Annotated in this window: 14 protein-coding genes; 3 read left to right on the top strand and 11 right to left on the bottom strand. The window is 57.8% G+C overall.

Features of this window, described 5'->3' with window-relative positions:
• Positions 1-837: 837 nt before the first annotated feature.
• From rfbB to FHS27_RS09690, 6 genes are all read right to left on the bottom strand, one after another.
• Complete coding sequence (gene rfbB, locus FHS27_RS09715; protein ID WP_184304627.1) at positions 838-1,944, bottom strand: dTDP-glucose 4,6-dehydratase; 1,107 nt, start codon at positions 1,942-1,944, stop codon at positions 838-840.
• 1,368 nt (positions 1,945-3,312) lie between these two features.
• A complete protein-coding gene (gene gmd / locus FHS27_RS09710; RefSeq protein ID WP_184304625.1) occupies positions 3,313-4,332 on the bottom strand; it encodes a GDP-mannose 4,6-dehydratase in 1,020 nt (339 codons plus the stop codon).
• Between the two features lie 1,141 nt (positions 4,333-5,473).
• On the bottom strand, positions 5,474-6,418 hold the full coding sequence (locus FHS27_RS09705) for a GDP-L-fucose synthase family protein (RefSeq protein ID WP_184304623.1): 945 nt from the start codon (positions 6,416-6,418) through the stop codon (positions 5,474-5,476).
• A 727-nt stretch (positions 6,419-7,145) separates the two neighbouring features.
• Complete coding sequence (locus tag FHS27_RS09700; RefSeq protein WP_184304621.1) at positions 7,146-8,177, bottom strand: GDP-mannose 4,6-dehydratase; 1,032 nt, start codon at positions 8,175-8,177, stop codon at positions 7,146-7,148.
• A 464-nt stretch (positions 8,178-8,641) separates the two neighbouring features.
• Positions 8,642-9,952 carry a DUF3748 domain-containing protein gene (locus FHS27_RS09695; protein WP_184304619.1) on the bottom strand — a complete coding sequence of 437 codons (1,311 nt, stop codon included), beginning with the start codon at positions 9,950-9,952 and terminating at the stop codon, positions 8,642-8,644.
• A gap of 83 nt (positions 9,953-10,035) precedes the next feature.
• Positions 10,036-11,643 (bottom strand): hypothetical protein, encoded by a 1,608-nt coding sequence (locus FHS27_RS09690; protein ID WP_246419378.1) that lies wholly within the window; start codon positions 11,641-11,643, stop codon positions 10,036-10,038.
• Between the two features lie 146 nt (positions 11,644-11,789).
• Here FHS27_RS09690 and FHS27_RS09685 point away from each other — a divergent pair, with 146 nt between their 5' ends.
• From FHS27_RS09685 to FHS27_RS09675, 3 genes are all read left to right on the top strand, one after another.
• Positions 11,790-12,497 carry a PTS sugar transporter subunit IIA gene (locus tag FHS27_RS09685; protein ID WP_184304617.1) on the top strand — a complete coding sequence of 236 codons (708 nt, stop codon included), beginning with the start codon at positions 11,790-11,792 and terminating at the stop codon, positions 12,495-12,497.
• A complete protein-coding gene (locus FHS27_RS09680) occupies positions 12,478-13,458 on the top strand; it encodes a hypothetical protein (RefSeq protein WP_221225000.1) in 981 nt (326 codons plus the stop codon). The genes FHS27_RS09685 and FHS27_RS09680 overlap by 20 nt, the downstream gene beginning before the upstream one ends.
• Before the next feature lie 251 nt (positions 13,459-13,709).
• The gene (locus FHS27_RS09675; protein WP_184304615.1) at positions 13,710-15,200 is read left to right on the top strand and encodes a Gfo/Idh/MocA family protein; all 1,491 of its coding nucleotides are present in this window, start codon (positions 13,710-13,712) and stop codon (positions 15,198-15,200) included.
• A gap of 246 nt (positions 15,201-15,446) precedes the next feature.
• On the opposite strand, the gene FHS27_RS09670 is transcribed toward FHS27_RS09675, so the two are convergent.
• From FHS27_RS09670 to FHS27_RS09650, 5 genes are all read right to left on the bottom strand, one after another.
• Positions 15,447-16,274, bottom strand: a complete 828-nt coding sequence (locus tag FHS27_RS09670; protein WP_184304613.1) for a lysophospholipid acyltransferase family protein — start codon at positions 16,272-16,274, stop codon at positions 15,447-15,449.
• Positions 16,275-17,126 (bottom strand): hypothetical protein, encoded by an 852-nt coding sequence (locus tag FHS27_RS09665; protein ID WP_246419376.1) that lies wholly within the window; start codon positions 17,124-17,126, stop codon positions 16,275-16,277.
• A 159-nt stretch (positions 17,127-17,285) separates the two neighbouring features.
• Positions 17,286-17,606, bottom strand: a complete 321-nt coding sequence (locus FHS27_RS09660) for an HU family DNA-binding protein (protein WP_009095042.1) — start codon at positions 17,604-17,606, stop codon at positions 17,286-17,288.
• Positions 17,607-17,784: 178 nt separating this feature from the next.
• On the bottom strand, positions 17,785-22,635 hold the full coding sequence (locus tag FHS27_RS09655; protein WP_184304609.1) for a tandem-95 repeat protein: 4,851 nt from the start codon (positions 22,633-22,635) through the stop codon (positions 17,785-17,787).
• A 636-nt stretch (positions 22,636-23,271) separates the two neighbouring features.
• Positions 23,272-24,288 carry an ABC transporter substrate-binding protein gene (locus FHS27_RS09650; RefSeq protein WP_184304607.1) on the bottom strand — a complete coding sequence of 339 codons (1,017 nt, stop codon included), beginning with the start codon at positions 24,286-24,288 and terminating at the stop codon, positions 23,272-23,274.
• Positions 24,289-24,312: the final 24 nt, after the last annotated feature.

Genomic DNA, 24,312 nt, shown 5'->3' with positions numbered 1-24,312 from the left:
CTTTGCTTCGTTTTGGCTTTGCCGGTGGCAGAATGGTGGGGTGAATTGTGGGGGGATCCAATCGGCGGAGCGATTGGTCGACTATGGGTGTGGTTATTGACCACGAAAGTTGCGAAAGACTCGAAAGTGGTGAGTGGGCTGAGGGATTGTTGTGTGGACTTTCGGCGCGGTGGTAGCCCTTTGCTTGGCTTTGCTGGTGGGAGAATGGTGGGTTGAGTTGTGGGGGGATCCAATCGGCGGAGCGATTGGTCGACTATGGGCGTGGTTTTTGACCACGAAAGTTGCGAAAGACGCGAAAGTGGTGAGTGGGCTGGGGGATTCTTGTGTGGACTTTCGGCGCGGTGGTAGCCCTTTGCTTGGCTTTGCTGGTGGGAGAATGGTGGGTTGAGTTGTGGGGATCCAATCGGCGGAGCGATTGGTCGACTATGGGTGTGGTTATTGACCACGAAAGTTGCGAAAGACTCGAAAGTGGTGAGTGGGCTGGGGGATTTTTGTGCGGACTTTCGGCGCGGTGGTGGCCCTTTGCTTCGTTTTGGCTTTGCCGGTGGGAGAATGGTGGGTTGAGTTGTGGGGGATCCAATCGGCGGAGCGATTGGTCGACTATGGGTGTGGTTATTGACCACGAAAATTGCGAACGACGCGAAAGTGGTGGGTGGGCTGGGGGGGATTCTTGTAGGGACTTTCGGCGCAGTGGTAGCCCTTCGCTTCGCTCAGTTTTGCCGGTGGGAGAATGGTGGGCTGAGTTGTGGGGAATCCAATCGGCGGAGCGATTGGTCGAATTTGGAGGGGGGCGTTTTGCGTGGTTGATGTGGGCGATGGCTGTGTTCTCGCTGCTCGCTACTTTTTTCCTAGCCGATCGAGTTGGTAGTCGCCGGAGAGGATGTTTTGCCACCAGGATTCGTTGTTGAGATACCACTGGACTGTTTTCCGGAAGCCGCTTTCGAAGTTTTCGAGGGGCTTCCAGCCGAGTTCACGTTCGATTTTGCTGGCGTCGATCGCGTAGCGGAGGTCGTGGCCGGGGCGGTCGGTGACGAAGGTAATTAGTTGCGAGTAGCGAGTCGCGAGCTGCGAGTTTGTATCTGATTTCATCTCGCTGCTCGTTGCTCGTGACTCGCCACTCTCTGCCCTTAGGCAGAGTTCGTCGAGAATGCTGCAGAGGGTCTGGACGAGTTCGAGGTTGGTGCGTTCGTTGTTGCCGCCGATATTGTAGGTCTGGCCCGGCTTGCCTTTCTCAACGACCGTCAACAGGGCGCGGCAGTGGTCTTCAACGTAAAGCCAGTCGCGGATGTTTTCGCCTTTGCCGTAGACGGGGATTGGTTCACCGCGGAGACATTTGAGGATGACGACGGGAATCAGTTTTTCGGGGAATTGATAGGGCCCGTAGTTGTTGCTGCAGTTGGTGACGAGGACGGGGAGGCCGTAGGTGTCCTGCCATGCGCGGGCGAGGTGATCAGAGGACGCTTTGCTGGCCGAATACGGCGAGTGCGGGTCGTAGGGCGTGGTTTCGGTGAACAGTCCGGTCTGGCCGAGGCTGCCGTAGACTTCGTCAGTAGAGACGTGCAGGAACCGGAATTTTTCCGCTTGGTCGTCCGGTAACGATCGGTAGTGTTGGAGACTCGCCTGCAGCAAGTTGAATGTGCCGATGACGTTGGTTTGGATGAATTGGCCGGGCCCGTCGATGCTGCGGTCGACATGGCTCTCGGCGGCAAGGTGCATGACGGCGTCGGGGCGGAAGTCCGCGATGGTTTGCTGCACGGAGTCCGCATCGGTGATGTCGATTTTCGCGAAGCGGTAGTTCGGGTTGTCTTCGATGTCACTGAGGGAGGCAAGGTTGCCCGCGTAGGTGAGGGCGTCGACGTTGAGGACTTGGTGGCCTTGCGATAACGCCAGTCGAACGAGGTTGCTGCCGATGAAGCCGGCACCGCCGGTGATGAGGGTTTTCATGAGGTGACAGGGACGGGTTGGTGGGTTGGTGGGTTGCAGGTTGCAGTGTTTTTTGACCACGAAAGTAACGAATGATACGAAAGGTTTTGGGTGGGCCTGGGTGACTCTTGTGCGGACTGTCGGCGCGGTGGTAACCCTTCGCTCGGTTTTGCTGGTGGGAGAATAGTGGGTTGAGTTGTGGGGATCCAATCGGCGGAGCGATTGGTCGACTATGGGCGTGTTTTTGACCACGAAAATTGCGAAAGACACAAAAGTTGTGGTGGGCTTGGGTGACTCTTTGGGCGGTGGTAACCCTTCGCTCGGCTTTGTGGGTGGGAGAATGGTGGGTTGAGTTGTGGGGATCCAATCGACGGAGCGATTGGTCGACTATGGTGGTGTTTTTTACCACGAATATTGCGAAAGACGCGAACGTTTGTGGGTGGGCCTGGGTGACTCTTTTGGCGGTGGTAACTCTTCGCTCGGCTTTGCGGGTGGGAGAATGGTGGATTGAGTTGTGGGGGATCCAATCGACGGAGCGATTGGTCGACTATGGGCAAGTTTTTGACCACGAAAGGTGCGAAAGACGCGAACGTTGTTGGGTGGTACCTCGTGTGGCTTGATTCGTGGAGTGCGGCGATTGAGGTGGAGTGCTTGCGTGTCGTGTTGATTGTGGACGGATGGGATCCGATCGGTCGGCGATGGTTTTTTTAACCACGAACGACGCGGAAGAGATGGATTGAAGTAGGCGAAAACGCTTTCTTTGGGGCCAGTATAATACGCAAATTTGAATTTGCTTTTGGCTTGCACGAAAGCATGCAATCTCGCGCCCGAATGGTGGTGCGGGGAAGGTTAATCAGCTCGCGGTATGCGATTGCGTTGGCCGGATTGGGGCTGGATATGCCGGTTATCCGACGAAGTGATGGGAGTGAAGTGGCGAGTGATTGGTGGTGTTTTGACCACGAAAGGTGCGAACGACGCGAAAGTCTTTGGGGGGGGGATTTGTAGAGTTGGTGTGTTTGTGGTTAGTGCTTGTGATGCCCCTTGGCTCGTTTGGCTTGGCTCTCCCGGGAAGAAATGAAGCGTTTTGTGAGTGCAGGTGCTGGGTGGAGATGTGGGGATCCAATCGACGGAGCGATTGGTCGACTATGGGCGTGTTCTTGACCACGAAAGTGGCGAATGATACGAAAGGTTTTGGGTGGGCCTGGGTGACTCATGTGCGGACTTTCGGCGCGGTGGTAACCCTTCGCTCGGTTTTGCTGGTGGGAGAATGGTGGGTTGAGTTGTGGGGGATCCAATCGGCGGAGCGATTGGTCGACTATGGGCAAGTTTTTGACCACGAAAGGTGCGAATGACGCGAACGTTGTGGCGGCTTTACCTGTTCGCTAGAAGCTAATTGCTAGTTCGTTTGAGTTCTTGGTGGGCTAGGGTTAGGTCGTGTTGGATCATGAGTTCGGCGAGTTCTTTGCAGGTGGTTTTGGGCTCCCAGCCTAGTTTCTCCTTGGCTTTGGTGTTGTCGCCGAGTAGAAGATCGACTTCGGAGGGGCGGAAGTATCGGGGGTCGATTTCGACGTAGTCGTTCCAGTCGAGATCGAGGACGCCGAACGCATAGTCGAGGAAGGTTCGGATGGTTTGGGTTTCGCCGGTGGCGAGCACGAAGTCGTCGGGTTCGTCGTGTTGCAGTATCCGCCACATGCCTTCGACGTAGTCTTTGGCGTAGCCCCAGTCGCGTTTCGCGTCGAGGTTGCCGAGGTAGAGCTTCTTCTGCAGGCCGAGTTTGATCCGAGTGGCGGCACGGGTGATTTTTCGCGTGACGAAAGTCTCGCCTCGTCGTGGGGACTCGTGATTGAAGAGAATCCCGTTGCTGGCGAAGAGACTGTAGGCGTTGCGGTAATTCACGGTTTGGTGAAACGCGTAAACTTTCGCGCACGCGTACGGGCTCTGTGGGCTGAACGGGGTGGTCTCTCGTTGCGGTGTTTCAACAACATCACCGTACATCTCGCTACTGCTGGCTTGGTAAACCCGCGTCGGTTTGGTTTTGGAGAGTTGTCTCGCTGCTTCGAGCACGTTGAGTGCTCCGAGGGCGACCGTTTGAACGGTGTAGGCGGGGGCGTCGAAAGAAACGCGGACGTGCGATTGAGCTCCGAGGTTGTAGATCTCATCGGGCTGCACATCGAGCACCAGATTGGTGAGATTCTGGCCGTCGGTCAGATCGCCGTAGTGGAGAAACAAACGCGTGTCGGCTTCGTGCGGGTCACGGTAGAGGTGGTCGATTCGTGACGTGTTGAAAGAGCTCGATCGGCGGACGATTCCGTGGACGGTGTAGCCCTTTTCGAGCAGTAATTCGGCGAGATACGATCCGTCTTGGCCGGTGATTCCCGTGACCAAGGCGGTTTTGGATTGTGTGGGCATGGGGGCGTGGGGAGTAGTTTTGATTACGGAATGTGCGCGAAGCGATTGGGTGGTGGTTGGTGTGATTGTGGTGGGGATTTATTTATTTGACCACGAAATACACGAACGGTGCGAAAGTTGTGGGCGGTTTTGTGTGATTGGGGGGTGAGGGGGGGATGCTTGGTGTTGGGTTGGCATCCGATCGGCGGAGCGATCGGTCGACTTTGGGTGGGTTTTGTTTGACCACGAAATACACAAACGGTGCGAAAGTTGTGGGCGGTTTTGTGTGATTGGGGGTGAGGGGGGGATGCTTGGTGTTGGGGTGGGATTTGTTTGACCACGAAAGGCGCGAACGATACGAAAGGTTGTGGGTGGTTTTGTGTGATTGGGGGGTGAGGGGGGGATGCTTGGTGTTGGGGTGGGATCCGATCGGCGGAGCGATCGGTCGACTTTGGGTTGGGTTTGTTTGACCACGAAATGTGCGAACGACACGAAAGGTTGTGGGTGGTTTTGTTTGATTGGGGTGAGGGGGGGATGCTTGGTGTTGGGGTGGGATCCGCTCGGCGGAGCGATCGGTCGACTTTTGGGTGGGATTTGTTTGACCACGAAAGGCGCGAACGACACGAAAGGTTGTGGGTGGTTTTGTTTGATTGGGGTGAGGGGGGAATGCTGGGTGTTGGGTGGCATCCGATCGGCGGAGCGATCGGTCGACTTTGGGTGGGTTTTGTTTGACCACGAAATGCGCGAACGACACGAAAGGTTGTGGGTGGTTTTGTTTGATTGGGGTGAGGGGGGGATGCTTGGCGTTGGGGTGGAATCCGATCGTCGGAGCGATCGGTCGACTTTTGGGTTGGATTTGTTTGACCACGAAATGCGCGAACGACACGAAAGGTTGTGGGGGGCGTGTGAGGTGTGCGTGATCGTGGGCCCTCTGGTTGCTTTGTTCGACTCGGGGGGAGCGAAGGTAGAGGGGCTGAGCGGCGCGGATTGTGTTTGCGCAGGCTTGGGAGAGAGGTTTTGGGCGAACGTTTTGATTGCGTTCGCTTGATACCTGCAGGGGCTCCCGTGTGGGAGAGAGAATGCGATTGATGATTGGTTGAATGTGTTTGGCGAGAGGGACAACGGATGCCGTTGCCCTCTCGATTCTACCCTGGATCGCGTGCTAGCAGCGGATCGTTTCGCTGTTGCGAATGAAATCGGCGTAGGTGGTTTTGAGACCTTCATCGAGGTCGATCGATGGGTGCCAACCGGTCGAGTTGATGAGTTCCGTATTGGTTCGTTTGACGGGGGTGCCGTCGGGTTTGGAGGTGTCTTGGATGATCTCGCCTTGGAATCCGACGACGCTCGCGATTTTGGCTGCTAGGTCGGCGATCCGTAAGTCGGTGCCGGTTCCAACGTTGACCCAGTGTGGTGGATCGGCCAGCGTGATCAGGTGCAGCACGGCGGTGGCAAGATCGTCGACATGGAGGAACTCGCGTCGCGGGTTGCCTGAACCCCAAACCGTGACCGAATCCGCTTCGCCCAGTTTGGCTTCGTGGAATCGGCGGATCAGCCCAGGGATGACGTGTGAATTTTCGGAGTGATAGTTGTCACCGGGGCCGTAAAGGTTGGTCGGCATGGCGGAGTGAAACATCACGCCGTATTGCTCTCGGTAGTACTGGCAGAGTTTCAGTCCCATGATTTTTGCCAACGCGTACGCCTCGTTGGTTTGCTCCAGAGGGCTCGACAACAGGCTGTCTTCAGGGATCGGTTGGGGGGCGTTTCGTGGGTAGATACATGTGCTGCCGAGAAACAGGAAACGTTCGGTTCCGTGTCGGTATGCAGAATGAATGGAGTTCATCGCCATCGCTGTATTTTGGTAACCGAACTCAGCGGGATAGGTTGCGTTGGCGTGGATTCCGCCGACTTTAGCTGCCGCGAACAGAACGCAGTCGGGCTTTTCAGTCGCGAAAAAATCGTCAACGGCGGCTTGGTTGCAGAGGTCGAGTTGATCGCGAGTGCGAGTCAGAATTTGGGCGGGCGGATTGGGGCTCGACGTGAGTTTGCGGATGAGAGCGCTGCCCACCATTCCGCGATGTCCGGCAACAAAGATCTTTTGAAAGTTCATAGTAGATGGCTGTTAGCGGTAGTTGTTAGTAAGGGCCTAGCTGATTGCTGTTTTCGGAAATATCGATCGGCCACGTTGTTATGGGGCGACCTTTACCACGAAAGTTACGAATGACACGAAAGTGTTAGGGGGCGGGTTGTTTGTAGAGCCGTTGTCTCAATTGCTGGTGCGGATCGTGCGATTGATTGGATGGAGATTGGTGCTCTCGTATCTGCGGGTGGTGTGGTTTGTGGTTGGGAATCTTGGTTGGTTGCCAGTGGTGACGTGTGTTTTTCGACCACGAAAATTACGAATGCCACGAAAGTGTTAGGGGGCGGGTTGTTTGTAGAGCTGTTGTCTCAATTGCTGGTGCGGATCGTGCGATTGATTGGATGGAGATTGGTGCTCTCGTATCTGCGGGTGGTGTGGTTTGTGGTTGGGGGGCTTGGTTGGTTGCCAGTGGTGACGTGTGTTTTTCGACCACGAAAATTACGAATGCCACGAAAGTGTTAGGGGGCGGGTTGTTTGTAAAGCCGTTGTCTCAATTGCTGGTGCGGATCGTGCGATTGATTGGATGGAGATTGGTGCTCTCGTATCTGCGGGTGGTGTGGTTTGTGGTTGGGGGGCTTAGTTGGTTGCCGGTGGTGACGTGTGTTTTTGACCACGAAAAGTACGAATGACACGAAAGTTGTGGGGTAGGGTTTGTTTCGTGTGTTTTATGGTTGGGTGATCAGCTAAGTGGGATGGGCTAGGAGCTTATGGGAGCTGTTTTTTCTTGGAGTAACTTCAAGTCGTGGTCGACCATCTGCTGTGCGAGTTCTTGGCAGCTTTCCGGTGGTTTCCATCCGAGTTTTTCGATGGCGTGAGACGGGTCGCCGCAAAGGTCGGCGACGTCGGTCGGGCGGATGAATTTGGCATCGGTGACGACGTAGTCACGCCAGTCGAGTCCGACGTGTTCGAAGGAGAACTCGAGGAAGTCCTGGATGCTGTGAGTGCGTCCGGTTGCGAGCACATAGTCGTCAGGAGAGTCTTGTTGCAGCATCATCCACATCGCGGCCACGTAACTTTGAGCGTCGCCCCAGTCACGGCGTGCATCCAGAGCACCGAGGCGGAGTTCGGATTGGAGGCCTAGTGAGATGGCCGCGGCTGCGCGAGTGATTTTGCGGGTGACGAAGGACTCACCACGACGCGGTGATTCGTGGTTGTAACAGATGGCGTTGCAGGCAAAACAATCGAACGAACGACGATACACCTGAACCATTTGGGTCGCGAAGGTCTTAGCGACGCCGTATGGCGTAACAGGCCGCATCGGGGTCGCTTCGTTTTGCGGCGAGGCGTCCGGGCGGCCAAAAATTTCGCTACTGCTGATGTGAAGCAGACGCGGTTGCTTTTCGAGATCTCGAATCATCTCGAGCAACCGGAGCGTTCCCATGGCTGTGAATTGGCACGTGGATTCGGGGATTTCAAAACTTAGGCCGACGTGGCTCTGACCGGCTAGGTGATAGATCTCGTCGGGGCTTGTTTTGAGTAAAATCCGACGGATGGTGGTGGCGTCATCGAGATCGGCGTAGTGCAGGAACAGCGAACGTTCGTAGACACTCTTGTCATGAAAGAGTGAGTCCAATCGCGACCGAACTGTGCTGCTGGTACGCCGGACGAGACCGTGCACGGTGTAGCCTTTGGCGAGCAACAACTCCGTCAAGTAAGAACCGTCTTGACCGGTGATCCCGGTGATCAGAGCGGTTTTGGGCTGCGACGTGGTTGGGGCTGATTCGGGCACGGAGATCAAGTGGACTAGAAAGGAATGGATCTAGGGAAAGATCCTCGGTCGGGAGGAAAGCGAGAGTTCTCAAGGGGCAACTTCGTCGTTTTTTGTTTACGGTGTTTTGTAAATGACGAAGGCTCTTGATCGGTCGCTGTGTTTGCTAGAGCGTGTCCACCGTCTAGCGACGCTGGCTGACACATGTTAGTCGGATCGCTTGGTTAATTCGAGCGAGGCGGGCGAGTTGGGCCGTTGTGATTGCGTTATGACGGGATGCGGGATTTGACGAGCGGACCGGCGTTCGTCGTGTTGATGGAGACATCAGGGGTAAAACCGGATCCCTAACGGTTTGGATTTCGCCAATGGGTGGGGGGCGGTCCGCGGTTCAGCTTCGTGATGAAATCAGCAAAAAAAATGTGCCGATTTTGGTGTCGGGATCGACATCGGTTGGCGAAGCCAGCCAATCGTGCTGTCGGTGAATGTTACTGGCGAAGTTTGGAACGGCAGGTGAAGAGATGATTTCGCGGGCCGGCGGGCGTGGGGATTCGGCGGAGGAAGGCGATTTGCGTTCCGTCTGGGCTGTAGACACACGCGAGGCTGAGAGGAGAGAGTTCGGGCGGACTTTGGGGTGTCAGACCGTCGATCATGCCTGTCTCGGTATCGACCTCGCAGACGCAGTGGTTGATCACGCAGGCGATTTTTTGCCCATCGTTGCGAAAGGTGAACGCGGATTGGATCGGAGTGCGGGAAGTCGTTAGTTGTCGAGGTTCGCCGCCGAGAGGGGAGACGAGCCATAGCTGTGACACACCGTGGGTGTCCTTAATGAGAAACGCGATCCGTTCACCGTCGGGGCTGCTGCGCGGCCAATGCCGTACACCGGAGATGCCTGGATATTTACGATCGGCGGTGTGCGTGAGTCTGCGTTGGTGCGTGTCGGCGGGCGGTGCGGGACGCGTCGTTTCGGTTCCTGATAATGGGCCATCACCCGCGACGGTAACGTCGCATGGTATATCGACCACGAACAGTTCCGTGATGGGGTGTCCGTGTTCGCTGAGGCAATCGCCGAGAAATGCGATCGCTCGTTTTTGGTGTTCGCCGTTGCTATTTCGGTAGCCATCGACGCCGACCCACGCGTCGCTGTAGGCTCGGTTGATTTGATCGCTACCTGGCTCTGGGCGATCCCACGTTCGCGTGACGAGAACGCTGAAGTGCGAACCGTCGTGGTTGCGTGGGTGGGTTTGGGGAACAGATACGTTTCGCACAGGGACGCTGATTCCGACGCCGCGTTGATTGAGTTCCGCGCCGGGGGACGTGCTCGAGGCGAGGACGTGATCTTCGTAAGTGAAACTGACCCAGCATCCGTCACCCGAAAATACGTGCACGTGGGTGCCGCCACGCAGTGCACCGGGGGTGTAGGGAGGCGAAAGATCGCGTGCGTCGAGGTTGCAGGTTTGATCGGGGTGGTTCGGGATCGCGATCACGCCACGACGGTGGTAGGCGTTGTATGGCCAATCTTCAGCGGGATCCTCAGGACGAACTTCGGGGCCGTGGATAAAAACGACTCGATCATCAGTGGGGCTGGCGGTAACGACACCGACGTGAGCGCCGTGATGAGCGTGGTAGACGGTTTCGACGCGGCCATCGTGAACATGGACCCGTGCGACCGTGGAACAGTCGAAGGCCGATCCGTCGGTATCGCTGCGTGTGTCGAAATAGATCCACTCGCTGTCGTGCGACCAAACGGCGGCGTTGGTCAAGAGATGATTGTTGGTCCCTTTGGTGATCTGACGCACGCGGATAGATGGTAGCGAGGAGAATGAATCGCTCGGTGCAACAGCACGTTACTTCGTCGAGCCGTGCTCGTCATCGAGCGGTGTTAGTATCCGTAGCCCGCTCGAACAATGAACGCTTCGCCGAGGTCTTGATCGTCTGGTGAGAATTCGTATTTGAGTTCCCGTTGGAAGACGCCACCGAATTCGATAAACGCGGTGCGTTGCCCTGCCCTGATGAGATCACTGCGGCCCCATTCCCATCCGAACGTAACGGCGATTTGATTGACGTCGACGCGTTCCTCTGTGCTGCCCACGTTGTTACGCGTGACTGTCCAGGAATCGCCACCGTACTCGCCGGCCAAGTACCACCAGACGTCTTGCGTGCCGATGGTTCGCCAGTATTTCGCGAGTTTGGGTTCGGGAAAGAAAATGTCGAAACGGGTGTACGGGTTCGGTTGCCAAAGCAGGCCACCGGCAGGCAACATTTTGATGCTTTCCCGGTCGAGGTAATACACTCCCGCTTTCAGCGTTGACGCGGGCGTCAGGCGAAACGCCACGAGTGCCTTGCCCATGTAGCGAATGCTGTCTGAATTGAACGTGTCGAAGTCCGTGAAAGCACCGACGCGAAACCCGAGTTCGCCGCCGATGATTTGGTTGGGGTCGGATTGCCAACCGAAATCCAGATAGCCGCCATACGCGCTGCCGGGCAGATCGGCGGGGTTGCCGGGCGTCGTGATCGGACCGTCAAACAGATACAGCGAGAAGGACGGTACGACGTAGAGGGGGCGGTTGCTGTAGAAAAAATTGCCAAACGCAAAACCGAGTGACACATCGGTTTGATTGATTCCGAGGTCGTCTTGGTCGTCGCCGCCCCCGCCGATCCATGTGTGACGCAATCGAGGGCCGTGCAGCAATTGGTACGCACTGAAGCCGCCTGCGGGAATCAGCCCGGCAGGCAACAGTGTTCCGCCGTAGCCGGGGCCGTTGAGTCCACCGGGGAAGAGTGATGTCGGTGAGCCAGACGGGTAGGCGGAGGGTGGAAACGGATCGCCGGAGAAACCGCTCGGCGACGGCGGGGCGATCATCGGGCCGGTGCCATAGAGCGATCCGCTGCCCACGGGCGGTGAATTGTATGCTGGAGGAGTGCTGTAGATCGGAGGGGCGTTGTAAGGGGCTGCCGTTGCGGACGGGTATCCGGCGCCCTGGTACAGGCCCGTGCCGCTGTTGCTTTGAAACCAGTTTCCCGAGAACAGTCCGCTGAGCAGGCCGCCGTTGGGGTAGGACGGGTTGGGGCCGACGCTCGGGCCTGCGCTGTACGACGGAGGTCCGACGGGTGTGGGGGTGCCCAGTGGTGTCGTCGTGCCGTATCCGGCCGTTCCGCCGAATCCAGGAGGGGCAAAGTTGATCCCCGGGCCACCGAGGCTGGCGCCGCCCGAGGTCGCGTAGGGATCAAAGGAAGGTGTCGTGGGGCTGAGCGTTCCCGGGTTGCTCGATCCGAACGGGTTGGCACCGTAAGTGCTCCCGTTGGTGGGCGGATAGGCATTTGCCGACGATGGGGGGCCGATCGGTCCCATGTTTGTTTGTGGCGTCGACGAAAAGCCGTTTTGTGCGGACGCCGAATCGAACGTGGCGAGGGTGATCAGCGCGAACGCCCCCACTAGCCAGAAACGGTTCAGGCGTAACGATAAACGGTTGTCCGATGCGATAGGCAAACAAAAAACTCCGCGTGATGACCCGCGTGGGCACGTCGACGTCGGTCCGACGAAGGAATAACTTGAGTCGATTTACTGATTTTGTGTGACTTCCGTCAAGGGAAGTGTGGATAGAAGCCAAACGTTTACCGCTGATTGAAAATCCGATGGAAGACCTCGATATCCCCCAACTCGCCGAATATCTGCACGTTACCCCTGATCAAATCACGAAAATGGTGACGCGGGGAAATTTGCCCGGACGCAAAGTCGGCGGGCAGTGGCGATTCAACGAAGCCGAAATCCACCACTGGCTCGAGGAGCGGATCGGGCTGAGTGACCCCAACGAGCTCGACGAAGTCCGCAGGGTGCTACATCGCAGTTCGGACGCACCGACTCGCCAGTTGAGCGAGTTGTGTACGGTCGACTTGATCGCCAATCCGTTGTCCGCACGTACACGTGGCAGTGTGATCCGCGGCATGAGCGACCTGGCATCGACGACGGGGATGCTGTGGGATGCCCCGGCGATGGCTCAGGCGGTCGCCGAGCGGGAAAAACTGCATCCGACGGCGTTGGACAACGGGGTCGCGTTGCTGCACCCTCGCCGGCCTCAAACTTCGATTCTGGCCGACTCGGTTCTCGCGTTGGGCATTTGTCAGGCTGGATTGCCGTTTTCGAATCGTGGGCAATTGACGGACATATTCTTCCTCATCTGCTCTTATGACGATTCGAGCCACCTGCGTATTCTCGCAAAATTGAGCCGGTTGGTTTCCGATGATGCGTTCCTCGACGGGCTCCGGTCGAGCGATTCGCCCGGCGACGCGTGGTTGATTTTGAAGGAAGCCGAAGCTGCCATCGATGAAAACATCTCGCTCTAATCTATCACTATCTGCGTCCCAAACCGTGGGCGTGCGTCCGGCATTGGACGCGTCAAAAGCCATTCGCTCGAGCGTTTCTAGGGCACCGCGACCTTACCGCTGCGACACATTGTTGTGGATCGGCGATAGCGAGCACCCCGAAATGCGAGCGGTGTGGCAGGTTTGTCAGCAGAGTTGTGACGTGATCGCGATTCGGCGAAGTATCGATGATGCGATTGGATCACCACCTCGGCACTCGCCCACGCACGTCATCGTCGCACAAACGAACCGACACGAGGTGGCGGGGTTCGTGATTGATGGCGAGCGATCGGTTTCGTTGCGATCGAAGTTTGCCGAGGCCGATGTCCTTGTCGTGCGTGGATCGTTGGTCGCGCCAACGGTTCGATTGCCAAACGGTGGCGGAGTGCCCAATAACACCGCATGCTCTGGCCATCCGGGCTCGTTAAATGAACCGCCAATGCCGGTTTGGGTTAATTCCGTATCAGTACTCGAGGCGGTGAATTATCTGCCGCATTGGTTCGATGATTCCACGGCGGTGGATGCGGTTGGTTCAGAAGAGCGTTCTGGCGTGTATTCAGGCTCGAGCGACGTGATCGTCCGTCCGGTTGTCGTGGTTGCGTCGCAATACACCGATGCCGAATGTTATCTCGATTCGTTGCAAGGTCTTTGGCGATGCGGTGCCCACTCGGCGCCTTTGGTCCAGTGGCAACGGGAATTGACGCGGCGCTCGTCCGCGGGTTTTGCGACCGTTCTCTGGGACGACTCGGCGGCCCCGCCCACGACAGGCGATCAATGGGTTCAGCGATGCGGACGGGCTCCTCACGCTCGACACATTTGGATGACCGGAATGGCGAATCGTGATCAGCGGCGAGTGGCTCGCGAGAACGGGATCGACGCAGTCGTTGAAAAACCCGGGCGGTTGGAGTGCTTGATTGCCGCGGTGGTTCAGGGCGTCCACTGAAACGATTTTCTGCCTAAAAGGCGTCTGCGCGAGGCACCATTTACAGGCGTCAGTTCGCTCTTGGGAAAACCTGCGGTCGCGTTTGATCTCGATCACATGTTGGGTTGCTTTGGGATAGAATGCTGCGCGGCCCGTTTACGTTAACGCGTGATCCGAATCTGATTGTGGATCGTCGGCGATTTACTTGGCGATTTACTTATCGGGCGTGCCCGAATTCCCTCCCCCGCCTCCTCGCATCCAGCTTAGGCAGCATGAATACCCAAACAAAATCCAGTCTCCGTACCCACTTCGCCGGTCGAGTTGATCGACGTCAATTGCTCAGTTTCGCCGCCGCCGGAATTGCAACCGCCGCGTTGCCTCGTGTGGTCCGTGCCTCGGCCAATGAAGAGGTGCGAATGGCGGTCCTCGGTGCGGGCGGACGTGGGGGCGAAATTGCTCGTGCGATCGACACTGCTCCGGGGGCGAAGTTGGTGATGGTGGCGGATCCGGACAAGGGCCGCGCCGAGCAGCTCGCCAAGAAATACAACTCTCAGGCGGTGACGGATCTGAGAACGGTTTTGGATTCTGACGACATCGACGCGGTGGCGATCACGACGTGCAACCATTGGCATTGTTTGGCATCGATTTGGGCGATCGAAGCGGGCAAAGATGTTTACGTCGAGAAGCCTCTGTCGCACTCTCAGTGGGAGGGCCGCCAGGTCGTTCTCGCGGCACAGAAGTCGGGACGCATCGTTCAACTCGGGACGCAGCAACGCAGTGATCCGATTCAAATGCAAGCTCGCCAGTTCCTCCACGAAGAGAAGGGGATCGGCGAGATCAAGTATGTTCAAGCGAACCGGTTGGGAACGCGTGGGTCGATCGGCAAACGCGACACACCGCTGACTCCGCCCGAAGGCGTTGACTACGATTTGTGGCTCGGACCGGCCGCAGATGAGCCGATCTACCGAAACAGCTTTCACTACGATTGGCATTGGGACTGGAACACCGGCAGCGGCGAGATGGGCAACTGGGGCGTTCACATTCTCGATGACGTTCGCAATGTCGCTTATCAAGATGAAATCTCGACGCCCAACCGCATCATCTGTGGTGGCGGACGTATCGGATGGAATGATGCCGGTCAGACGCCGAATGTTCACTTCGCTTTGTTTGAAACGGAGACGTTTCCGACGTTGATCGCGTTGAGCAATTTGCCACCGAAACCGGGCGTGAAAGGCACTTGGTCGGTAAAGGGCCAGATGCAGGTTTCGGCGCCTAACAGTGGTTATGCGATTGTCTGCGAAGGCGGCACTTATCTCGGCCAGCGAGGCAGTGGCAAGGTCGTTGATTTGGATGGGAAAACGGTGCGTACCTTCCGGGAACGCGTCAGTACCGTGCCCGCTCACGTGAACAACTTTGTCGAAGCGGTTCGGTCACGCAACGAGGGAATGTTAGCGGCGCCGATCGAGAACGGCCATCACAGCACGGGATGGTGTAACCTCGCCAATGTCGCGTTTCGCGCCGGCGGGGCGTTCGATGCTGAGCAATTGACTCAGGCGAGCGAGTTGCCTCAGTGGAAGGCGATCATGAACGACATGACGGCACCTCTGTCAGAGTTTGGTGCCAGCGTCGAGGATCTGGTGTCGTGCCCGATGTTGCAACACGATCCAGCGACGGAACGATTTGTCGGCGAACACGCAGAGTTGGCGAACCCGTTTCTGCGGCGTGAATACCGCAGCGGGTACGAGATCAAGCCAGCGGTCTAGGTATTGCCGTTTTAACCGTGACCACCGTCGTGAGGCGGTGCAAGTGGGGCAACGGAATCTCTTGCTTGCGCGGCGGGCCAGTCGATCAACCGCCCGCGAGCCATCCGGTCTTGTCCCGACGTTTTCGTGCAGGGATAGCACTCGGTGGGATGCGTTTTAACCGATTCGACTTGCGGAGCAATTCGGCGAGTGAGGTGCGGCCGTACGTGCTGAGCAAATCGGCGGCGTAGGCCTCGTGTGTCGTCTTTAGGCCGCTTTGGAGAGGCTCTCTGGAGCGGCTGTCGTCGACTCGTTGCGAGCTTGTTTTTGAGCCTGTGCAATGGCGGCTTCGTGGGGGTCTTCGATCTGTTCGAGTTTTTCGAGCGACGTTCCGACTTGGCTTGCGATCGCGGCCAGGTCGTCGCTCTCGCGAACGTAGATAGGGTCGCCGAAACGGCAGTCCAAACGGCAGAACGGGATCGGCAATTGCATGCGGTCCCACGCTTTCGCGAATAGCCAGCGACGACGCGCGACGAGGACGACGGGCAGGATCGGAATGCCGGCTTTCTGTGCCAACATCGCGGCTCCCTTTTGGACTTTGCCACGGGGGCCTTTGGGGCCGTCGACCGCGATCACGGCGGGGTGTCCCTGTTGGCAATGCCGGATCAACTGAGTGAGCGCCGTGGCGCCGCCCTTGCGTCCCTCACCGCTGCTGCCGCGGATCGGCACACAGCCGCATGACTCGAGCAACGGGACGAGAAGATCGCCGTCGCGAGACCGTGAGACCAACGCGCCCGTGTTCGGGTCCGATAACGCGGTCGCGGCGACTTGGTGGGCGTGCAGGATCGCGTAGATGAATTGGCGGTCGGAGTGGTACCGAATTTGATCTCGCTGGTCGTTGACGACGTGAATGCGGACGGTTCGGCGGATCAATGCGAAGAACCAACGCAGACCGAACAGTTCGAGACGTTTGCCGAGAGAGAGTTTCTTCGGGGCACTGTTTCGGCGTTTTCGCTCTGCCCGCCGGGCGGTGCGTTCGGATTGTGAATCAGCCGAGAGCGTTGGCTCGGGATCACGTTCGATGGATTCGTTCATTCAGTGCTCGTACTGATCCCACGGGATCTCTTGAAAAATGACACGCATGGATTGTGCGTCTTTGACTTGTTTGTTGATCGACGCGGTCAGATCATCCTGGATCACGGTGGTTGATCGCAACCGAATTTGTGCGGGAGTGCGCTCGGCGCCGATGTGCCGGGTCAGTGTTACGGCGGTCTCTTTGGGTAACACGTTTTGCCGTGTCATGACCGCGTTGAGTTTCATACGTGCGAATGGCGGCACACCGCGTGGGCGGGCAACGTTGAGTCGGCATGCCCAATCGACGAAGCGGCCGTATTCCGCGGCGAGTTTCGGTGCGTCGGGACGTGTGCCGGTAACCCGATAGCGTGTGTCTGCGTACGCGACATCGAATTGCAGTTCACCCGACCGGGTTGGTACCGCGTCCATGCCGTATCGTTGGCGATCGACGGGATCGGTGATTTCCGCTTCGGCGCGAGCGGCCAGTTGAACCAGGTCGTCGGTGGGAACGCTTGTTCGAATTTGTCGTTGGCGATCCAACAGGATCACCCGTGAGGCCTTCAGGTCGAAGATCGTCCAGGGTTGTTGTTCGTCGGCGGGAAAGTCGTAGTAGATCCCGTTTTCGAAAACGACGTGATGCGTTTCGACAGGGTTCGGGTCGTCACCCTGATAGATGTGACTGACGGCCATCCACGGACGAGGTTTCGGTGTTGAGGCGGTCTCGGGGCCCTGGTTCGCGACCTGGGTGATCCCGCTGCGTGCAAACACGTCTTGGGCGATCCCTTCGGAGGCACTGATGCCGAGGGCGCAGACGCATGCGGCTGTGAGGGCGAAAAGAGCACGCGTAGGAAAGATGCGTTGCAAGAGATTCATGCTGTCACCGCGGCATCGATAAAAGACCAAAAACAGGTCAATAACAAACCGCGGGAAATCTCTCTAGATCAGAATGAAACTGCCTTCCGTCTCGAAGGCGATCGAGAGGAAGGCAGGCGTGTCTGTCGATAACGACATGATCCGAATCCGGGTACCGGATTAGACCATTTCTTTGAGGCCCTTGAGTGGGCGAATTGTCAGCTTCTTGCTAGCCGGCTTTGGCGCGAGCCAGATTTCTTCGCCGTTGGCTGGGTTGCGACCTTTTCGTTTCGGTTTAGCTGGAACGTCTTTGAGGACGATTTTGCAAAGTCCAGGAATTGCGAATTGGCCGGGCCCACCCTTCTTCAGCGACTTTTCGATTTCGGCCGCCAGCGCGTCCAGGACGGCGGCGACATCTTTCTTGCTCAACTCCGTCTCTTCGGCGATGTTGGCGAGGATCTGGGTCTTTGTGGGCGCTTTGGGTGGAATGGCTGCGGGCATGGGCTGCACCTGTAAATTGGATACTGAGACAGGAAAAAACGAAGGAAAGCAAAATCGTTTCCACTTCGTTGCGGGTGCAAGTGTTATGTCGGCACTGGAAAACCTGCAACCCTCCTGACCGACAAAAACCTCGTGTTTTTCCGTGTTTTCGCCGAATCGGGCCCTCATGCCCCCCGGATTAGGTCCCCTCCGAGTTTGTCAAGACCTGATCCACCGCTTCGGTGAACGTTTGGACCCCGTCGGAGGTCTGCTCTGCGACACGGTCTCCAGCGGGTGAAATTACCTCCAAACTCTCCGAAACATCGCTCATTGCAGCATCAATGTTGGCGGATTGCTGCGTCGAAGCGGGCCCTGAAATGGGTTCGCCCGACGGTGCGACGGAGCTCGAGTCGTCGTCTGACTCGTCGGAGGATTCGGTTTCCATCGCCGCCAAATCGGCACTCGAGAGAGGCTCGCCGGCGGGGACGAAAGCGTCGTTGACCGACGAAGCGGCGACCGCGGCCGCGGCTGTTGACGATGAACTCACCTCGACGAGGCTCAATTCGCCGGCGCTGTTTTCCAGGCTGACCAAGACCAATCGCATGACGCCGGATTCACCGCGTGTTCGGATGACGGTCGAGTCGGCGACGTTGGCTGACAAACTGACCGCAACGTCGCTCGTGGTGCTGGAGTCGGCGGGTCGCGTTGCGCTGACGGTGACGGCCGATCCGGTGTCATTGAGTTGGACTTGCAGGTCCGTCACGGCGTCGAGTGCGGCGGTGGAGGATTGTGCGTAAATCGCAGAACCACCTGGGCTGACGGCGGCCAAGACGGCCAATCGTGGTGCCGAACCGAACCAGTCCGTGACGCTGTAGTAAGCGGCCTTCACCGAACCGAGGTTCAGTTCAACAGACTCGTCGCCCTCATCAACATCGCTTTCGATATCGATCGCTTGAGCACTATCGCCGTTATGTAAGAACGGGATCGCGGGAACGTTCAGTTTGTACGAACCGGGCAGCAAGTTCGGGACGCGGATGCCGTTGGCGGTCACGACCACGGAGCTGTGGTTGAGCGGTAGCGAGACCGATTGGTTGAGCACATCAGTGCCGGTCAGGGTGAACTGCGACAGGTCACTGCTGAGCAAACCGAACGTGCTGCTGCGGAATTGGACGTCGATCGCACGGCGTTGGTAATCGGCGACCGTGATCGTCATCGTAGCTGGACCGCTCTTCAAGCCGTTCGAGTCTTCGACGAAGAAGTCAAAGGTGACTTCTCCGGTGAAGTCGGCATCGGCGGGTGTGAACGAGATCGATTGCCCGTCACTCGAGACGGTCGCGCTGCCGCTCGTTGGCGTGGTGAGGTCGACGAACGATAACGTTTCGTTCAAATCAACGTTGGCGGGCAAGTCGGAGATCGAAAGAACCGTCGACGCGCTGGAGCCTTTCACCAAAACGATTGAACCGGCCGAAATCGGCGGTGCGTCGTTGACGCTGGTGACGACAAAGGTTGCCGTGGCGGTGGCGAGACCGCCCCCGGTGTCACGGATCGTGTAGGTGACCGTTTCGGTCCCGTTGAAGTTAGCGCTCGGTTTGTACAGCAATGTGGTGCCGTTGTTGCCGATCGAGACGGTGCCGCCCGCCGAAGGCGTCCCCAATGCCGTGATCACGAACGACTGATTGTCGGCGTCGCGGGTGTCGTTGGCGAGAACGTCATAGCTCGCTTGGGCGGCGTCTTCGTTGATTGCCGGATCGTTCGACGCGGGGAATGCGTCATCAACAGCGGTCGGTGGATCGTCGGTCGGATTCACCGTCACGGTAACTGAAACGGTGTCCGTGCTGGTGCCGTCGCTGAGCGTGTATTCGAACGTATCGGTACCGACGAACGATGCCGGCGGGGTGTAGTTCACCGACAGGCCGTCGGACGCAATCGTGACGGTACCGCCGTTGGTCGGCGTGGTGACTGCGGTCACGGTGAGTGTTTCGCCTTCTTCCGCAGCGGAGGCTTCGTTGGCGAGCACGTCGAGGGAATTCGCACCCGATCCGGCGTCGACGATGAACGTGTCATCGACACCGACCGGTGGGTCGTTGACGCCGGTGACGGTGACCGTCACGGGGACGGTTTCTTGCACGCCGCCCGGACCCGAAACACGGTAGGTGAATTCGGCCGTTCCTACAAAGTCGGTCGCCGGAGTGAACCGGACTTCGCCGTTGCTCAATGTCACGCTTCCGCCCGTTGCGGGCTGGGTCACGCTGACTACCGAGAGCGATCCTGAACCTGAGGTGATGGTGTCGTTGGCGAGCACGTTTAGGACGGTTGCGCCGCTGTCTTCGGCGACGGTGAATGTGTCCGCCAGGGCCGTGAACGATTGTCCGATGGCCAGCGAAACGCTGCCGTAGGCGACCGCGTCGGTAGGGATGTTGTCGTTGTTGAAGAACAGCAACACTTCCCGATTCGTTCCGTCGGCGGGGTCAGTGACGAAATTCACCGTACCTGAGGCGAGAGCTTCCATTTCGATGGTCGCGATCAGGGTCTCGACTTCGTTCGAAGGAGCGGTGCTGATGCTGACGGCACCGAGGTCATCGATCAGTCCGGTGCCGACGGTTCCCGATTGAGTGTTGCCGAACAGGGTTTCGAAATCGATGGTCGTTCCTGGAACCGCTCGCACGAGTGTTCCGTCAAAAACGACGTCCGCGTAGGCGGCATAGATCCCGCCCTGGCTGCCGCGTTCGCGTTCATCGGTGCCGTAGAAGCGGAGCAGGAATTTATCACCGACGTCGAGCGACGTGATCACGTTGCCGTTCAAGTCGGTGGCTTCGAGTTTGATTCCGGCGAGTGGTTCGCCGGCGACAGTGACGGAGAACGATTCGGTGCGAACGTTACCCGCTCGGTCGGTCAGGGTAACGGTGAAGTCGTTTGTTCCGGTGTGGGTTTGGGTCGGCGTCCAACTGATCACGCCAGTGGATGCCACGATGCTCGCTCCGGTTGGGAACGTCGACAACGCGTACGTCACTCCGGAACCTTCTTCGGCGCTAACCAAGTCGGTTGTGTAGAGCGTGCTGACGTTGCCCGTTGTCGTTATGTTCGTGACATCAAACGCCGGAGCGGTAGTGTCAAAGACGACTGTAATCGATGGCGAATTTCCGCCTGCGGTGCCATCGATCACTTGGCGTGCGGCGAGCGTGTAGCTGCCTTGTCCGAGGGCCGATAAATTGTTGGTTGTCACCGCGATCGTGCTGCCCGTCGCGGTGCCAACGCCAATCACGGTGTTGTCCGACGTATCAATGATTTGCACGGTGGCTCCGGAGGTCACACCCGTGATGTCAAACGTCAGCGATCCGACATTGGTGATGTTGTCCGTGGAGTTAGATCCCGAGTCGCTCGACGCTCGCAGGTCGATCGATGTTGGAGCCGCGATGGCTTGATCGTCGAACGTGAAGGTCACACTTTGGGTGTCCGAGGCGCTGCCGGCGCCGGTCTCGGCGAACACACCGACGGAAACCGTCACGTTGCCAGTGAATCCATCCACGGCGGTGACTTCGACCAAACCGGTGGTCGGGTTCACGACCGCGGTCGCGTTACTGGAACTCGTGCCACCGATGAAGTAACGGACTGAGTCGCCTTCAACGTCAATGCTTTCGAGTTGCAATTGTGCAACGTTCCCGTTGGCCAGGATCGGATCGGCGATCGGTTTGAGGTACGGTTGGCTGTTGATCGGCACGCCTTGGAGGCTGAGGTCTTCGGTCACCGTCACCGCGACGACCTCTTGGAATTGGTTCCCATCGCTGTCGGTGATTGTGAACGTGACGTTCGTGGTCCCGGTGCCGCCGAGTGCCTTCAGCATCACGACCGAGTTTTCGGTGTCGTCAAAGATGGTCGCGTTGTTGATGCGAACCGTGTTGGTGGGTTTCTCGTTCGCGTCGGTATGGTTTTGGCTGATCGCCTCGCGAACGTCTTCACCCTCGACGAGTTGTCCGAACACGGAGTGGTTGAAGTCGAGGAACCGTGCGTCCGTTTCGGTCACGAAAAATTGCGAGTTATTCGTGTCGTCTGATGATTTTGCGAACGAGAGCACACCGGAGGTGTTGTGTTGTAGATCGGGATGGAAATCGTCGTCGAACGTGCCTAAGTTAGAACCACCCGTGCCGGTACCGCCCGGATCACCGGCTTGGATGACGAAGTCACCATCGACGCGGTGGAAAATGATCCCATCGTAGAAACCACTTTCGGCGAGCGTTACGACGCGACCGGCAGCGACGGGGGCACGTTGTTCAAACAATTCGAAGACCATGTCGTCATAGCCGTCCATGTCCAGTCGCAACGAGCGGTTGCCCGTGATGACTTCGGCGGACAGCAGTGCCGGGTTGGCGACCGAGACCGTCACCGTGAGCGGGCCACCCTCGGCGTCATAAGCGTCCACCGGAATGTGCAGGGGCGATCCGATCGCAACTGTTTGCGAGCCGATTTGTGCGAAGGTCGGACGTTCATCGGTCGGATTGACGAATCCACTCGCTTGGATCAAATCTTCGATCGAAAGAATTTCTTCATGCCGCGTGTTGTCGGGGAAAATCCACGTTGGGTAAGTCGTGATTCCCAAACTCGCGAACTGTGGGTCTTGCGAGCGTGTCGCGTTGGGAAGCGTCACCTCGGTGAACGGAAGGAAGCTCGCACCATCTTCAAACAGTTGTTTCTGTTCGGTACACGCCGGGCACCAGTTCGCACCGTAGAATTCGAATCCCGTTTGGTCCAACCACTTTGCCAGTTCGACCAAATCCAGCGCCGCTTCGCCTTCGGCTTCCCGTTCCGACGAGCCACGATCGGTCGTTGAGGTATCGGTCGCCGAGGCATCGGTGAAGGCGGCTACATTTTCCGCAGGTGCCGACGGGTCGGTGAACAAAAGTTCCACGTCTCCCGCCATCATCTGTCGGCCTTCGAGAGTTTCGAGTAGCAGGCGACCACGATCAGCCGAAATCTTGGCCTGATCACCGCGACCGGAAGCGTCCATGGCGACCATGCGGGCGAGACGTTGGCGTAGTTTTTGAGCGAGATTCATCAGCGAGCGTGTTTCTTGCGGGGATTGAGTGGGCCTGCGTCACCGTGGCGATCGATCGCGGTACGTCGGGTCGGCTCCGCCACAACAGGGCGACGGCGGAATCGGAAAAGCAGGATGTATCGGAAAAGTCGACCAAGTACGGTCGCGGTAACAAGGTTTTTCAGTACAGGCGTTGTCGTCTCGCCATCCCGACGAGTTGTCCCAACCGGCGCAGTGGTCCGGATCCATCAACGGCAGGCTAATCCGCAAAGATTGCCAAAACAGGGATCTCCCCGCCACGCCTTTTACGAGGCGACAAACAGACCATTTACGTCGGAAATCCAACGTTTTTCCAATGTTTTCGCCCGGACCCATCGTCGATTTCGTGACTTTGACGCTGAATATGCAACGCAAGACCGCTGTGCCGACCTTACCGATATTGACGTTTGCGGGATGAAATAGGTTCCCGATTGACCGCTTTTTGGGTGGGTCCACCCAAAGTCGAACACGGCGTTTGGGCGGGGCGGTAACGACCACGCTCCTGTCCTCGAAGCAACTGTTGCCTTTGGAAGTCGCTGAAAGCCAGGGGGATACCTTCTGCCTAACGCCAAAGCAGGTCCGAAAGGGAGGCGTCCTAAGGGGGCGGTCTGCCGCGGCCTACTCGTTAGGCAAGAACTGCGTCGTAAAGCACTCTTCGGCTTGGACCGAATCGGCATCGATCACTTCCAGTTCGCTCATCTGACCGACGAGCGTTTGCCAACGATCCAAGCTCATCTGGCCCAGTTTGGTTTTTTCGGAAGGGTACGCGAGATCACGCATCTGCTCAGCCCCGAATTGCAATACCTCATCGGTCATGCCGTGTTTGTTCGCCGCCAGAATCTGTGCGTTGGCTTTGTCGGGTGCCGACAGATAGTTTTCCCATCCGAGACGGGTGGCGTCCACGAATTGCTGAACCATCTCGGGTGATTCGCGAATGAGGTCACCAGTCGTGACCAAGACACTCGAATACGGATTCCAACCGAGTTCACTGACCATTAACGTTCGTATATCAAGGCCTTGTTGCCGGGCGAGCAACGGTTCGGCAACCACGTATGCCTGAACGGCCATTTTGGGATCGTTCACCATTCCCGCGATCGAGTTGAAATAGGGAACCTCGCGCACGCCCTCGAGAATGCCACGCTGTCGCAGAAACGGCAGGAACGTTCGTCCCGGCTGGCATTGCAGCGTCATTCCGGACAAGTCGTCAAACGTCTCGACGCCGCTGTCCGACCGCACGAGCAGACATCGCGGGTTGTCCTGGACCGCTGCCAGCACGGCGACGATGTCCGCCCCCTGGGCTCGAAACAGAACCACGTCGTCCGCGTTGGTGATCGCGAAGTGGCTTCTGCCGAGCAGCAATTCGGGGGCGACGGGCGTTTCGCTGCCGCCCGGTTTGATTTCGACGTCCAGCCCGCGATCACTGTAGGAGCCGTCGATTAACGCCTGATAAACACCGCCGTGCTCGACTTCCGGATACCAATTCAACTGCACACTGACCGAGGTCGTCTCCGATGCCGAGCCCTCCGGTTCGGATTTTTGCGTCGAGCAGCCTGTGGTGCCCGTGACAAGGAACGCAGTCAGCGTGATAGCCCAAACGGTTTTGTTGGATTCGCAGTTGAACATTTCTGTTTTCACCGGTGATGAGTTTTCGAGGGCGAG

It is taken from the genome of Aporhodopirellula rubra (assembly GCF_014192335.1).
Lineage (GTDB): Bacteria > Planctomycetota > Planctomycetia > Pirellulales > Pirellulaceae > Rhodopirellula > Rhodopirellula rubra.
This window is presented reverse-complemented; position numbering and strand designations above follow the sequence as displayed.